The organism is Acinetobacter sp. ANC 5600 (assembly GCF_002018395.1).
In the GTDB taxonomy this organism is placed as follows: domain Bacteria; phylum Pseudomonadota; class Gammaproteobacteria; order Pseudomonadales; family Moraxellaceae; genus Acinetobacter; species Acinetobacter amyesii.
This window is the reverse complement of the sequence record NZ_MVKW01000002.1, coordinates 615,325-629,321: the sequence shown is the minus strand read 5'-3', so window position 1 is coordinate 629,321 and position 13,997 is coordinate 615,325. Positions and strand designations below refer to the sequence as shown.

Annotated in this window: 13 protein-coding genes; 3 read left to right on the top strand and 10 right to left on the bottom strand. The window is 41.5% G+C overall.

Annotated features, from left to right (window positions below):
• Positions 1-6: 6 nt before the first annotated feature.
• From B1201_RS06795 to B1201_RS06785, 3 genes are all read right to left on the bottom strand, one after another.
• The gene (locus B1201_RS06795) at positions 7-186 is read right to left on the bottom strand and encodes a hypothetical protein (RefSeq protein WP_078189814.1); all 180 of its coding nucleotides are present in this window, start codon (positions 184-186) and stop codon (positions 7-9) included.
• A 351-nt stretch (positions 187-537) separates the two neighbouring features.
• Positions 538-726 carry a hypothetical protein gene (locus tag B1201_RS06790; protein ID WP_078192831.1) on the bottom strand — a complete coding sequence of 63 codons (189 nt, stop codon included), beginning with the start codon at positions 724-726 and terminating at the stop codon, positions 538-540.
• A 234-nt stretch (positions 727-960) separates the two neighbouring features.
• Positions 961-1,209 carry a glycine zipper domain-containing protein gene (locus B1201_RS06785; RefSeq protein ID WP_078192883.1) on the bottom strand — a complete coding sequence of 83 codons (249 nt, stop codon included), beginning with the start codon at positions 1,207-1,209 and terminating at the stop codon, positions 961-963.
• Between the two features lie 237 nt (positions 1,210-1,446).
• Between B1201_RS06785 and B1201_RS06780 the strand changes: the two genes are divergently transcribed.
• Positions 1,447-1,647, top strand: coding sequence for a dodecin family protein (locus B1201_RS06780; RefSeq protein WP_067761311.1), 201 nt, complete (start codon positions 1,447-1,449; stop codon positions 1,645-1,647).
• A 76-nt stretch (positions 1,648-1,723) separates the two neighbouring features.
• Here the strand turns inward: B1201_RS06780 and B1201_RS06775 are convergent, their stop codons facing one another.
• From B1201_RS06775 to ompR, 5 genes are all read right to left on the bottom strand, one after another.
• Entirely contained in the window at positions 1,724-2,410 is a 687-nt protein-coding gene (locus tag B1201_RS06775) for a DsbA family oxidoreductase (protein WP_078192830.1), read from the bottom strand.
• A gap of 149 nt (positions 2,411-2,559) precedes the next feature.
• The gene (locus tag B1201_RS06770) at positions 2,560-2,979 is read right to left on the bottom strand and encodes a GNAT family acetyltransferase (protein ID WP_078189811.1); all 420 of its coding nucleotides are present in this window, start codon (positions 2,977-2,979) and stop codon (positions 2,560-2,562) included.
• A gap of 127 nt (positions 2,980-3,106) precedes the next feature.
• Positions 3,107-4,624 carry an acetyl-CoA hydrolase/transferase family protein gene (locus tag B1201_RS06765; RefSeq protein ID WP_078192882.1) on the bottom strand — a complete coding sequence of 506 codons (1,518 nt, stop codon included), beginning with the start codon at positions 4,622-4,624 and terminating at the stop codon, positions 3,107-3,109.
• A gap of 206 nt (positions 4,625-4,830) precedes the next feature.
• The gene (locus B1201_RS06760; RefSeq protein WP_078192829.1) at positions 4,831-6,291 is read right to left on the bottom strand and encodes an ATP-binding protein; all 1,461 of its coding nucleotides are present in this window, start codon (positions 6,289-6,291) and stop codon (positions 4,831-4,833) included.
• 246 nt (positions 6,292-6,537) lie between these two features.
• Positions 6,538-7,302 (bottom strand): two-component system response regulator OmpR, encoded by a 765-nt coding sequence (gene ompR, locus B1201_RS06755; RefSeq protein ID WP_078189809.1) that lies wholly within the window; start codon positions 7,300-7,302, stop codon positions 6,538-6,540.
• Positions 7,303-7,637: 335 nt separating this feature from the next.
• Here ompR and B1201_RS06750 point away from each other — a divergent pair, with 335 nt between their 5' ends.
• On the top strand, positions 7,638-9,995 hold the full coding sequence (locus tag B1201_RS06750) for a Tex family protein (protein ID WP_078192828.1): 2,358 nt from the start codon (positions 7,638-7,640) through the stop codon (positions 9,993-9,995).
• A 249-nt stretch (positions 9,996-10,244) separates the two neighbouring features.
• A complete protein-coding gene (locus B1201_RS06745) occupies positions 10,245-12,425 on the top strand; it encodes a SulP family inorganic anion transporter (protein ID WP_078192827.1) in 2,181 nt (726 codons plus the stop codon).
• A gap of 70 nt (positions 12,426-12,495) precedes the next feature.
• Here the strand turns inward: B1201_RS06745 and B1201_RS06740 are convergent, their stop codons facing one another.
• Positions 12,496-12,810, bottom strand: coding sequence for a hypothetical protein (locus B1201_RS06740; protein ID WP_078189807.1), 315 nt, complete (start codon positions 12,808-12,810; stop codon positions 12,496-12,498).
• Positions 12,811-12,882: 72 nt separating this feature from the next.
• On the bottom strand, positions 12,883-13,962 hold the full coding sequence (locus tag B1201_RS06735; protein ID WP_078192826.1) for a patatin-like phospholipase family protein: 1,080 nt from the start codon (positions 13,960-13,962) through the stop codon (positions 12,883-12,885).
• Positions 13,963-13,997 lie beyond the last annotated feature (35 nt).

Below are 13,997 nucleotides of genomic sequence, written 5' to 3'. Positions count from 1 at the left end.
CGCTTCCTAAAGGACTTTTTGTGCTTTTTCTAAATATTTAGCCAATACAATATTGGTTGCAAGTTCTACTAATTTATATTCAGCCGAATTCGGGTTTCGATATGTATTGGCCAATTCAATCAGGCGTTCAATATCGATAACCTGCGGTGAAATTTTTCCTTGTATCAGTGCCTGAAGTTCTTGCATAGGACAATGTAAATTTAAAAATAAAGAAGTCGATTAGTTCATTTGATTATAGAGATTTCATTAAAAAAAACATGGAAATAAATGTCAGCTTCTACAAATTAAGCGTTAAATATGACAATTAATGCGCATTTTGTTTAAAAATAATACCAAATCATTAGCTTAAAGATAGGTTTTGCAAAAGATATAGCGGTATGGTTTGATCAATTTTTTTGAAGTCATCATCAGCGATCGAGCGCTTTTAGATGTTCATTTTTAATGTTAAGTAAAGAATAAAGCCCAAAGTAAAGGCACATAAAATAAAAAACCGATGGTGGGAGCCATCGGTTTTTTTATGGAAAAATCAGCTAAAAATTAAGCTTTTTTTTCTGTGCTTGTTATAACTTCAGTTGTATCAGCAGCTGGAGCTTGGCTCTCTGCATTGGCAGTTTCAGCAGTTACAGCTTTTTTTACTGGAAAATCTGGTACGTAAACGATTTGTGCAGAAACAGTTGCAGAAAGCGCCATCACAGCAACAGCCATAGCATATTTGATTGCGTTCATTTGTGTATTCCTATCAATCATTAGTAACTCAAAAATTGAGTCAGGGAGAAAATTAATCACTTGAATTTATGTGAAAATAATATCAAAAAATAATCAATTAAAAATGATCGATTCGGCAACACAAGATAAATGGTAGGATTTAATATTTATATAAAACAGTCTATTAGAGTTATTGCTCTAGAGTTTTTAGTGGCTGAGTGACAGCGGCGTATCACTCAGATATAGATGAAAAATCTATGAATGTTTGGCACATTTCTTTTCATAGACTTTGCCTGCGATACCCCCAATAATGGCACCGCTAATCGTACCAAAAACAGGCAAAATACTGCCTGCAACAGCTCCGATCGCAGCACCTTTGACGGTCGGAGAAAAACGTGAGAGAAAGCTATTCTTCCCTGTTTGGGACTCGTTGGTGGTTGTTTGAGGGGGTGTATTGGTAGATAGTTCGGTTTCAGCAGAAGTTGCTTGAGGTTCAATAGTCATGACATTACTCCCGAGCATGATCGTTTGAAGAATGAAGCTTTTAGCCTAATCGGTAGTGGCCTTGGCTTAAACAGAAAGCATGTAATAAATGATGGTCAGTTTGTAATCCCTCGAAGTGGAATTCACTCCTGTGTAAGACATGTAATATTTTGCTGTTTTGATGTTTAAAAAATAACCAAAATAAGTGACTTAATCATATGATGAAGATTCAAAATCATAACAATGAGGATAAATACAATGTCTGTTGCTAAAGTCGTTGAAGTAAATGCAAGTAGCACAAAAAGTTTTGAAGATGCGATCCAAACGGGAATTAATAAAGTCACTGAAACCGTAAAGAACGTTCAGGGTGCATGGATTAATGAACAAAAAGTTGTGGTGAAAGACAATAAAATTGCGGAATATCGAGTGAACTTAAAAATCAGCTTCTTGGTTGAATAAGTTTAGTTTTATTGAAGTTAAAAACTGATCAAAAAAAATCCCCGAAGTTCGGGGATTTTTGTTTGAACACGCTGAATTATTTTTCAGGCGTTTCACAGCTTTCATCATTACACACAGGTGTAGGAGCAAGCTCAGGAAGTTCCGCAGCTTTGTCCATCACTTGTTTAAACACGTCTTTCGGTTGAGCGCCTGCTAAAGCAATGCGTTGCTCAAATACAAAGAACGGTACACCCGTAACTTTAAGTTGATCGCGTGCTACTTCTTCGTCGTATTTGACGAAATCAGCAAATTCATCTGAGTCTAATAAGTCATCGACTTCAACAGGGTTTAGACCAATACGAGATGCAACGTCTTCTAAGGTTTCACGTTCACCAATGGCCAAGCCTTGCGTCATATAGCTATAGAAGAAAGCTTCTTTGGCTTCACTGCCGAGACCTTTGCTTTGTGCAAGATGAATCAAGCGGTGCGCGTTGAAAGTATTGCCTGAATTGGCTTTTTGCCAGTTAAATTCAATACCTTCAGCTTTTGCCATTTCGGCAATATTGCGCTGCATTTCTTCAACTTCTTCAATAGTGCGGCCATATTTTTGAGCTAGACGTTCAGTATTAGAAATTTCTAGACGAGCGGGCGCATCTGCATCAAGTTGATAGCTATGCCAAAACACTTCAAGTTCTACACCCGATTCTTCGGCAGCAGCTTCAAGGCGTTTTTTCGCAATATAACAAAATGGGCAAACCACGTCTGACCAGATATCTACACGCATGGGAAATCTCTTTTCTATGTTCTGGGAAAATGATGGGGGCAAATCCTAAAATTTAAAGCCAAGCAATGCAATCCATTTTTGTTTCGATGGCGCAATGTCGTTTTTTTTTTGATTTTGTTACAAGGATTGAATGAAGATTTGTCGAACGATTAATCCGTGATTAAACGTTTACCCAAACAAATCACTTCAACCTCTTCATAGCCCAATTGTTCATAAAAATTTTGTACGTCAATGTTGTCTTGGCGAATCAGTAATTGAAGTTTTGGGCAGCCTAAAGCAATTAAGCGTTTTTCTAATTGCTGAATGAGGGCAGTAGCAACACCATTACGTTGAAAATGTGGATGCACGGCAAGATAATTGACCCAGCCTCGGTGTCCATCATAACCACCCATCACAGTTGCAATCAGTTGATCATCTTTGACTGCCAACAAGAATAATTGGTCGCGTTGCGCTAGTTTTCGAAATATATCAATTTCAGGATTATTCCATGGACGGGTCAGATCACACAGTTCCCAAAGTGCAATCACATCGTCTAAATCAGATTCGAGATAGGGGCGGATAATAAACATAATTTTTGTTTTAGCATGTAATTTGACCAATTTAGATTAGTCGAGTTTTGCAGACTTGATAAGTCATATTAAAAAATAAAAGCCATAAAAAAACGCTCCGAAGAGCGTTTTTTTAGTTCACTGTCAATTAAGCAGTTTTCACTTCAGGTTGAGCAGCTAACATATGGCCGTTCTCTTCGAAGTTGATGTGCCAAGACAATGCTTCACGTAGAAGGTGAGGTGTTTGACCACCTTTCGCACAAGCACGGTCGAAGTAATCGTTTAATGCTGCACGGTAGCTTGGGTGTGCACAGTTGTCGATTACAGCACGAGCACGTTCACGTGGAGCAAGACCACGTAAGTCAGCAAGACCTTGTTCAGTTACCAAGATGTCAACGTCGTGTTCTGCATGGTCAACGTGAGAAGCAAATGGAACAACAGAAGAAATGTCGCCACCTTTTGCAATTGATTTAGTCACGAAGATCGCCAAGTGCGCATTACGTGCGAAGTCACCTGAACCACCAATACCGTTCATCATTTTTGTACCGCAAACGTGAGTTGAGTTCACATTACCGTAAATGTCAAACTCAAGTGCTGTGTTGATACCGATGATACCTAAACGACGTACAAGTTCTGGGTGGTTAGAAATTTCTTGTGGACGTAATACAAGTTTGTCTTTGTATTGTTCAAGGTTATTAAATACTTTTTCGCCATATTTCGCAGAAAGCGTAATAGAAGAACCTGAAGCAAATTTCATTTTGCCTGCGTCGATCAATTCAAATGTACAGTCTTGAAGTACTTCAGAGTACATGATCAAGTCTTCAAAGTTTGAATCTTTAAGACCAGTCAATACTGCGTTTGCAATTGAACCAATACCTGCTTGTAATGGACCTAGGTTTTTCGGTAAACGACCTTCAGCGACTTCTTTTTCAAAGAAAGCGATAAGGTGGTTTGCAATACCTTGAGTTTCATCATCAGGGGCAGTAACTGTAGATGGAGAGTCATGCAATTCGTTGTTAAATACGATACCTACGATTTTTGAAGGATCGATGTTGATTGCATGTGTACCAATACGTTCGTCAACATGAGTCAATGGAATCGCTTGACGTGTTGGACGATATGTTGGGATATAAATATCGTGTAAGCCTTCAAATGCTGGGCTTAAGTTGGTGTTGATTTCAACAATCACTTTTTCAGCAAAAATTGCGAAGCTTGCAGAGTTACCTACAGAAGTTGTAGGGATGATGCCACCATCTTCAGTGATCGCAACAGCTTCAATAATTGCTACATCAGGCTTTTTAAGCTGAAGGTTACGCATTTGTTCAACTGTTTCAGACAAATGCTGATCGATGAACATTACTTCGCCTTTGTTGATCGCTTTACGTAATGTATTGTCTACTTGGAACGGTAAACGACGAGCAAGAACACCTGCTTCAGTCAATTTTTTGTCCAAATCGTTACCCAAGCTCGCGCCAGTAATTAGGGTGATTTTAAGAGGATTAGCATGAGCCTGTTGAACCAACGCTAAAGGTACAGCTTTCGCTTCACCTGCGCGTGTGAAACCACTCATACCTACCGTCATACCATCCTGAATGAATTCAGCAGCCTTTTCTGCGCTGATAACTTTGTCGTGAAGGGCAGCTAAACGGATGCGATCTAAAGACATCATATACTCTCGTGAAATTCTCAAAACTGATACGGATTGTACCGATCAAAAAAGCCATTTTGCATCCCTGTTAGGCTAAGGTCTAATTTTTTGAAAAAATGTGGGTATAAGATTTTATTATGTTTTTTAAGTAACTGAATAATAAAGTTAAAAATATCAATGGTTAAAGCTTAAACAAAACTGTTCGTTGCTTTTTTGAACGCTTGTTAAAAGCGTTCAGTTAAACTTTGCTTAATTTTTCCCAATGGGCTGTTGTTTAATATTTCATCATTTTCGAGTTTTTTCAGTGGTAAAGAAATGATCGCTTCGAGTCCACCTTCTGCTCGATTGTGAATTGAAAGTTGACCTTCGTGAATATCCACAATACGTTTTACAATGGCTAAACCGAGTCCACTGCCTTGAATGGTACGTGCATCATTACCACGTACAAAAGGTTGCATCAGGTCTTCAATTTGGTCTTCAGGAATCCCTTCGCCATTATCGGCAACGCGAATTTGAATATGGTCACCTTCATATTCGGTAGACAGTTCAATCGGCTCGGCACCATAGCGTTTTGAGTTATTGATTAAGTTGCCTATTAGTCGTTTTAAGGACAGGCTACGTGCTTGAATAATCGGTAAGTCTTGAGGTTCAAAGCGAATATCTAAAGGTTTAAATTGAATCACTAATTCCTGCAATAGCGCATTTAAATCAGTATCTTGCGGAACTTCATCAGAGCCATCTCGCATATACGAAATGAACTGATTCAGAATCGCATCCATATCTTCAACATCGTAAATCAGACCTTCTTTTAGGAAGTCATCATCAGGCATCATTTCTGCGCTGAGTCGAATACGGGTCAGCGGAGTACGCAAATCGTGGGAAATACCGGCCAACATGATGCGACGATCACGTTCAGTTTGTTCCAGCGTGTAGACCATGTGGTTAAAGGCTTGGTTTACTTCACGGATTTCTTGTGGCCCATGGTTGGTTTCTAAATAAGGTGCAGTGCCTTGTTTACTATAGTTGTTTGCCGCATCTTGTAAACGTTTTAGTGGACGGTTGAGCTGACGAACCAAGGTTAAGATAATGATGCCAGCAATCAGCGGAATACCCAATAACCAACCTAAAATCAGCTCTGCGCTATAGTTGGCATAGGTTTTTAAAGGCTCGCGAACCCAGTTGCCATTCATTTCTGGAGTTTGAATCCAGATGCGTGGGTCAGGTTTAAATTGGAAATACACGGTCGCATTATCAATGCGCATTTCTTTGGCCAGTTTCTTTTCAATTTGATTGGTAAAGAACTCTGCAATGACTTTGTCTTTGACGTTGGGGAATTCTTTCGGATCGGTCACATATTCGATCCCGACACGGTTGCGCATCCAGTCGTCGACATCCACTTCGGCATTGTTATGAAAAATCCGTAAATCAGGATTGTTAATGATTTCAAGTTCGACCGCGAGGTAACGAGCATGTTGTTGAATTTCGGGTAAATAGAGTGTGCGCCAAAAGAACCATAAGGACATAAACAGGCTAAAAAACACCACAAATAAGACCAATACGGTGGTCCGCATGGCTGCAGAGCGGGGTTTGATTTTATCGAGGAAGCGTTCCCAAGGTGTCCGTTTTTTTTCGGAGTAGGTAACGTAGTCGGTAAATTCCTGTGGGTCGATGGGTTCGAGTTTCACGCAGAATCCTTTAAGCAAATTTTTTGAAAGGCAGTTTTTATTCTTTGCGATGGAATCTTACTGCTGGAACGTTTTTTGGGAGGAGTTCGTTATGTTACTTTTTAAAAAAGTAACCAAAATTTTTGCCATTCGCTGAACTCGCGCACATTACTTTTATTCATTCAATTTCAAGTGGCTCGGACAGCAGCGAATGGCATTTCCGGACATGAGGTACGGTGACTCGATTCTCAGGTCTTATTTTATAGCTTATTCAGCACCATCTGGAACAAAAACATAACCTACACCCCAAACGGTTTGAATATAGCGCGCACGTGCTGGGTTTTCTTCAACCAAACGACGCAGGCGAGAAACCTGAACGTCAATTGAACGCTCCATAGCACCCCATTCACGACCACGAGCAAGATTCATTAACTTGTCGCGTGTCAGTGGTTCACGAGGATGTTGAACTAATGCTTTAAGTACAGCAAATTCACCCGTTGTTAATGTGACGACTTGACCTTCACGGGTTAATGTACGAGTAGACAGGTCGAGTGACCACGGACCAAAAGACACCACTTCCATTTGTTGGCTTGGTGCGCCCGGAACTTCACGCACTTGACGACGTAATACGGCACGAATACGTGCCAAAAGCTCATTCGGGTTGAATGGTTTTGGTAAATAGTCATCTGCACCGGCTTCAAGTCCAGCAATACGGTCTGAATCACTACCACGAGCGGTCAGCATAATGATTGGGGTATCGATGCTAGATTGGCGCAGACGGCGACAAATACTCAAGCCATCTTCAACAGGTAACATAAAGTCGAGCACAATCAGGGAAAAGAGTTCCCGCTGCAACAGACGATCCATCTGAGTCGCATCATGTGCGGTCTTGACCACAAAACCTTTATCTTCTAGGAAGCGTTGTAAGAGGGTGCGTAGACGCACATCATCATCGACAACCAGAATGCGTTCGACTCGGTCGGTTTCGGCTTGTACGGCATCTGTTTTTTCAGCAGGTACAACTAAACTCATGACGTGCTCCTTATTCTTTATTGTCATCGTAAACAAAAAGTCGATTTCACTTGAGTATACGATTCATTTATATAAATTTACTATGCTCTAAAGCAACAAATATTGCAGTTAAAATCAAGACATAGATACCAAATGTATACATGTTGTTCGAATCAGTTTGCTTGTCTAAGTCTCGCTAATTTGCTGTTTCATAGTCAGTTTCGTAAAAAAATGTGTATTTGAGATGAATTGGCATTAAAAACCACGAATAAATTTATAAAAACAATTGTGGATTTTATGGTCTTGGTCTTTATAATCATGGCTTTTAGAACTTATCCTTGCAGGGATCTAATACGATGACTGACTTAGTTCAGCAGTTGGCAAAAGAAATTGCCGTACGTCCAAATCAAATTGAAGCTGCCATCAAGCTCATTGATGAAGGTGCCAGTGTTCCATTTATCGCACGTTACCGTAAAGAAGTGACGCAAGGTCTGGACGATACTCAATTACGTCAGCTCGATACACGTCTGACTTACCTGCGTGATTTATTTGAGCGCCGTGAAAAGGTAATCGAATCTCTAAAAGAACAAAACAAGTTATCTGATGACTTACTTGCTCGTGTGAATGCAGCAGAAACGAAAAATGCTTTAGAAGAGATTTACGCGCCGTACCGTCCAAAACGTACAAGTAAATCATTTAAAGCCAAAGAAGCGGGTTTAGGCCCAATCGCTGAAAAAATCTTTAATGAAGCGGTTGATCCAACCGAAGCTTTAGCTGGTTTTAGTCATGAAGATTATGCTGATGTTGAAAGCCAATTAGACGCGATTCAACACATTTTAATTGATGACTGGGCACAAAATATTGCATTAACCACTGAGCTAAAAGCGACATTTGCGAAAACTGCAGTGTTGAAAAGTTTAGTTGCAAGTGATGAGAAAAAGGAAGTCGGTAAAAAATTCCGTGATTACTTTGATTTCTCTGAAAGCTTAAACAAAGTCCCTTCACACCGTTTACTGGCGATGCTCCGTGGCCGTCAAGAAAATGTCTTGGGCTTAAAAGTCGATGGTGAAGATGAAGCACCATTGGTTCGTATTGAAACTGAATACAATATAGAAACAGCTCAGCCACAAGCGCGTGCAGATTTTTTAAAACAAACTGCAAAATTGTTCTGGCTCGGTAAAGTTCGTCCTGCGATTGAACATTCATTATTGACTGAAAAACGTTTGGCTGCTGAAGCTGAAGCGATGGATGTCTTTGCTGAAAATCTACGTCATTTATTACTTTCTGCTCCTGCAGGCGCACGCTGCACCTTGGGTGTAGACCCTGGCATCCGTACGGGTGTGAAATTGGCTGTTGTGAATGCATCAGGTGATGTCCTTGCACATAGCACGATTTACCCATTTGCTCCGAAAGAAGACAAAGCTGGTTCAGTCGCTGAACTTGCACGTCTATGCCGTGAGTTTAATGTTGAACTGATTGCCATTGGTAACGGTACTGCAAGCCGTGAAACTGAAGCTGTTGTGGCTGAAATGATGGCAGCAAATACAGACTTAAACTTGATTCGTGTGTCTGTCTCTGAAGCAGGCGCGTCGGTTTACTCAGCATCTGAATTGGCGTCACAAGAATTGCCAGAGCTAGATGTATCTATTCGCGGTGCAGTGTCGATTGCACGTCGTTTACAAGATCCATTGGCGGAGCTTGTGAAAATTGATCCGAAATCGATTGGTGTAGGTCAATACCAACATGACGTGAACCAAACAGGTTTAGCAAAAACACTAGAAGCAGTAGTTGAAGACTGCGTGAACTCTGTTGGTGTAGATGTGAACACAGCATCATCTGCAATCTTGGGTTATATCGCGGGTTTGAATAAATCAATTGCACAGCAAATTGTGGATTTCCGTAAAGAAAATGGTCGTTTTGACAACCGTCAAAGTTTGAAGAAAGTACCTCGTTTAGGCGAACGTACCTTTGAACAAGCAGCAGGTTTCTTACGTATTCAAGATGGTTCTGAGCCACTTGATGCTTCTGCTGTTCACCCTGAATCTTATGGTTTAGTAGAAAAAATTGTGGCAGCGAAAGCAACCACAGTCAAAGATATTATTGGTAATACTGAAATTATTCGCCAAGTAAACGCCGAAGAATTTGTGAATGACCAATTTGGTCTACCGACAATTCAAGACGTTTTATCTGAACTTGAAAAACCAGGTCGTGATCCACGTCCAGAGTTCCGTACCGCAAAATTCCGTGAAGACATCACTGAAGTGGCGCAGTTGACTGAAGGTTTACAGCTTGAAGGTGTGGTTACGAATGTGACGAACTTCGGCGCATTCGTGGATGTGGGTGTACACCAAGACGGTTTAGTGCATATTTCTGAACTTGCAAATGAATTTGTTGCAGATCCGCACAAAGTCGTAAAACCAGGTCAAATTGTACAAGTTCGAGTGTTAAACGTTGATGTTGAACGTAACCGCGTGAACTTGTCGATGCGTGCTGAAGGCGCTGTTGCGGCAAAACCACAACGTCAACCACGTCGTGATAATGCACAGCAAGAGCAACGCGGTGAGCGTAAGCCACATGCGAAACGTCCACAGCAGTCTCGTCCTCAAGGCGACCGCCCACAAGGCAAGAAACCTCAAGCGGCTAAACCACAAGAAAACAAAATTGGTGGTTTGGGTGCATTGTTATTACAAGCAGGGATTAAAGGTTCGAAGTAATCTTTAAGTTCTAAAAAAACCTCCCTAATGGGAGGTTTTTTTTATTTTCTTTTACGGCCTATCAAAGATAAATGAGCTGAATCTTAAACTTCGCAATAAAGTGTAAAAATCACACAAACTACGTATCAAAATACACTATAGAATCGTTCGATTGTCAGACAATATAAGTCAAGCCATAAAGTGGTCACAAACTTTAGGCTTTACATACTTACATCTAATTATTTGATATTTATTATAAACGGTAAAATGATGACATCTAAAATTGAACGACATCGATTTCATATTCACGACTTTTTATCTGGAACTGTGGTATTTCTCGTGGCTTTACCGCTATGTCTAGGCATTGCATTGGCTTCTGGCGCACCGATTCTCTCTGGCATTATTGCCGGCATTGTCGGTGGTATTTTAGTTGGGGCACTGAGTGGCTCACATATCAGTGTTGCAGGGCCAGCAGCAGGTTTAACAGCAGTCATTTTGGTACAGCTTGAATTACTGGGCGGCAACTATGCCGCCTTTTTATTGTGTATTGTTTTTGCCGGTATTTTACAGATTGGATTTGGCATATTTCGGCTCGGTTTCTTTGCCAACTTTATTCCGAACAATGTCATATTGGGTTTGTTGGCAGCTATCGGGCTGATCTTGATTGGGAGTCAAATACCTTATTTGTTTGGCTTGAACCAATTTTCATGGTCTGTGCTGTGGCAGTCACAGCCGCTCGATTTGCAATGGGATATCGGTGCCGTTCTGATCGGTATAGGTAGCATTGTCTTGATGTTGCTTTGGGAGAGGAGTCCATGCAAAAAGTGGGTTCTGCCTTCAGCCTTGGTTGCTGTCGTTCTTGCTGCACTGTGCAATGCCGTGTTGGTGCTTAGTGGTTCGCCTTTGGCAGTTCATCCATCGAACCTCATCCAACTTCCAAATCTTTGGGATCAGCCACAAAACGTGATGATTTTTCCAGATTGGACCGCTTTAAATAATCCTCTGATTTACACAGGGGCTATCACTTTGGCGGTTGTGGCGTCATTAGAAACGTTATTGAATTTGGAAGCAGCAGATAAATTGGATCCGCATAAGCGTTCGTCACCCCCCAACCGAGAGCTATGGGCGCAAGGTATCGGTAATGTTGTTTCGGGCGCTATAGGCGGGATGCCGCTAACTTCAGTAATTGTTCGTAGTTCTGTCAATGCCAGTGCTGGAGCTAAAAGTAAATGTTCTGCCATCTTTCATGGCGTATTGCTCTTGTTTGCCGTACTGTGTTTAGTGCCTTTGATGAACATGATTCCGCTTTCAGCATTAGCCGCAATTTTAATCCTCACTGGGTTTAAACTGACACATCCCAAATTGTTTAAACAGTTGTATTTAAAAGGTTGGAAACAATTTATTCCTTTTATCATTACCTTACTGGCGATTTTATTCACAGACTTATTGCTCGGAATCTTGATTGGTTTAGCCAGTAGTGCGGCCTTTATTTTATATGCCAATTTTAATAAGGGACTGAAGGTGTATAAAGAGCATCATTTACATGGGGTGATTACACGGATTGAATTGCCTTCACAAGTCAGTTTTCTCAACCGTTCGGCATTAATATCTGCATTGGAACATATCCATCGCGGCGAACAAGTGGTGATTGATGCCACACATGTGAGTGATATGGATGCTGATATTTTCCAACTCATTCAAGAGTACCAACAGGAAAAGGCAGCACAGCGTAAAGTGCAAGTGCAGTTGATCGGTTTCAAGACACACTATGCCGATGCGCAGGAGGCGGCATTAGATATAGATATTAGTACAGCAGCTTTACAGCAACGTTTGAACCCAGAGGACGTGCTCGCTTTGCTTAAAGCAGGCAATGAACGTTTTGTACAAAATGAGCGTTTGCAACGAGATATCTATCGGCAACTGCGGGTGACCGCTGAAGAAGGGCAGCATCCGATTGCGGCAGTGTTAGGTTGCATGGATTCTCGTGCGCCGACTGAAATGATCTTTGATGTTGGAATTGGCGATTTATTTAGTTTACGCATAGCGGGGAATGTCGCAGGGCAAAAAGTATTGGGTTCTTTAGAATTTGCCTGCGAAGCCAAAGGCGCCAAAGTGATCGTAGTGCTTGGTCATACGGACTGTGGTGCGGTTAGCAGTGCTTGTCAGTTGCATTTAGCTGGTCAATCGATTCAGAGCCTGACGCGTATGCCACATATTCAATATGTGCTGGGGCCACTCAATGAGTCTGTATCGCGTGTTGCCGAATTGATGCAACCACAAACGCTGAGTCCGGCATTTTTAGAGCAAGTGACGCAAATGAATGTACATTACAACATCCGCTATATTTTGCAAAATAGTGAAGTGCTACAGCAGTTGGTGCAAGAAGGTAAAGTGGCGATTGTTGGTGCAGTGTATGATGTAAAAACTGGACGGGTTAATTTCTTCGGATAAATAAAATCGGATGACATAAAAAAGGATCATCATGAACACATGATGATCCTTTTTATTGAACTAAAATACATTAGCGAATCATCGGTACAATCCAACTGGTAATGATCAGCAAAATACCGAAATGTCCCAATTTACGGGTGACATATACCAATTTTGACGGCTTTTGTTCCAATTGTTTCGCATAGTCTTCGATGCTAATGCCTTGTTTTGCATTACTGGTAAATAAAAACACCGCCAAATCGATACAAATTAAAATGGTACCGACATCTGCCACCACTTCCATTAAATCGTATTGGCCGCTGATCAAGGCGGTTGACACTTGATAAACAAGGAAAAGTGCAAAAGCGATGCAGGCATACTGCAAAACAGTTAAAAATATCCGCATAAATCTATACTAAATAAGCTCAAAATTCTGAAACAGGATTATAGCGTCCCTCGCAAGAGATTACTGTAACGCTTAGAGTGCTTGCATGACTGCTGGGAAGTGTTGCTTCTCAACCATTTCCAAAAACTCATCGCCCATACGCTGACTTTCAGCCACACATTGGTTCCACATTTTAATCCGTTGTTGGTTGTCTAAGCCTTTGAGGGTAAAGTCTTTACGGTCAGGCAGTCGGCCAAGCGGCAAGCTTGCAAGGTATTCTTGTGAAGGTGATAGTAACAGGGTGCGCGCTTGATTGTCTGGATTAGCCTGACGTTTAAATAATTTATCAAACCAACCGGGGGTGATGCTATCTGTGAAATGTGGATACAGTACGATGCCTTGACTTTGGAAGGGCAGGTCAATGTGATAGTCGATTAGGCCGCCATCGCGGTAACTGCCTTGTGGTGCATCAGGGATATCACGGATCGCGGCCATAACACCAGGAATAGATGCAGATGCCATAAGCCACGGCATAACACTATTTTGAGTCAATGCATGATAATGCGTGGTAAAGCCATCATCTGCCACGGTAAATTGATGACCTGACACAGGCTGACTAATCACACGCTGCATGAAATAACGACTGTGTTTACGTGCAAGCGCTGTTGTGCCCACGATCCCTGCGACAGAGGCTAACAGCGGCAGGGCTTTATCACTTTGGAAAATATGCTGAGCTTTGACTGAAAGCACAGTGAGGTGATAATCAGGATGATTAACCAGTGCAGCTTCTTGACCTTGAATCAAATCGATCAGCATGCCACGACACACATCGCTGACTTCTTGACGACTCATCTTTTTATGAAAGCTCAGATTGGTATACAGCTCAGAGAGGCGTTTCGTGCCTTCGATAGCTCCCCAAGCAGCAATACTGGCAAAGCGCCAACTGCCAATCGATGAACCAATTAAAGTACGCTTTTGTTGCGCACGTGGCAAAAAGTCAGCAAAAATCGCCTGATCTAAACCTTGAATACCAATGCCTTTCGGGCCACCAGCAGCACCGGGCAGGATATCCACTTGAGCAGCGTTTAAACCTTCTTGTTCAATCAGTTGGCGTGCTAAATGGCCAGCACGGATATTGAGTGCAGGCGGTTTTTTTTGCAAAATTTGAGTCATGGCAGTCGCTTAAAATACAGTCGTAGAATTATTCT

Coding starts and splice junctions, on each gene's coding strand:
- B1201_RS06795 (WP_078189814.1), bottom strand. CDS start 186: ATGCAAGAACTTCAGGCACTGATACAAGGAAAAATTTCACCGCAGGTT.
- B1201_RS06790 (WP_078192831.1), bottom strand. CDS start 726: ATGAACGCAATCAAATATGCTATGGCTGTTGCTGTGATGGCGCTTTCT.
- B1201_RS06785 (WP_078192883.1), bottom strand. CDS start 1,209: ATGACTATTGAACCTCAAGCAACTTCTGCTGAAACCGAACTATCTACC.
- B1201_RS06780 (WP_067761311.1), top strand. CDS start 1,447: ATGTCTGTTGCTAAAGTCGTTGAAGTAAATGCAAGTAGCACAAAAAGT.
- B1201_RS06775 (WP_078192830.1), bottom strand. CDS start 2,410: ATGCGTGTAGATATCTGGTCAGACGTGGTTTGCCCATTTTGTTATATT.
- B1201_RS06770 (WP_078189811.1), bottom strand. CDS start 2,979: ATGTTTATTATCCGCCCCTATCTCGAATCTGATTTAGACGATGTGATT.
- B1201_RS06765 (WP_078192882.1), bottom strand. CDS start 4,624: ATGTCTTTAGATCGCATCCGTTTAGCTGCCCTTCACGACAAAGTTATC.
- ompR (WP_078189809.1), bottom strand. CDS start 7,302: ATGAGTTTAGTTGTACCTGCTGAAAAAACAGATGCCGTACAAGCCGAA.
- B1201_RS06750 (WP_078192828.1), top strand. CDS start 7,638: ATGACTGACTTAGTTCAGCAGTTGGCAAAAGAAATTGCCGTACGTCCA.
- B1201_RS06745 (WP_078192827.1), top strand. CDS start 10,245: ATGACATCTAAAATTGAACGACATCGATTTCATATTCACGACTTTTTA.
- B1201_RS06740 (WP_078189807.1), bottom strand. CDS start 12,810: ATGCGGATATTTTTAACTGTTTTGCAGTATGCCTGCATCGCTTTTGCA.
- B1201_RS06735 (WP_078192826.1), bottom strand. CDS start 13,962: ATGACTCAAATTTTGCAAAAAAAACCGCCTGCACTCAATATCCGTGCT.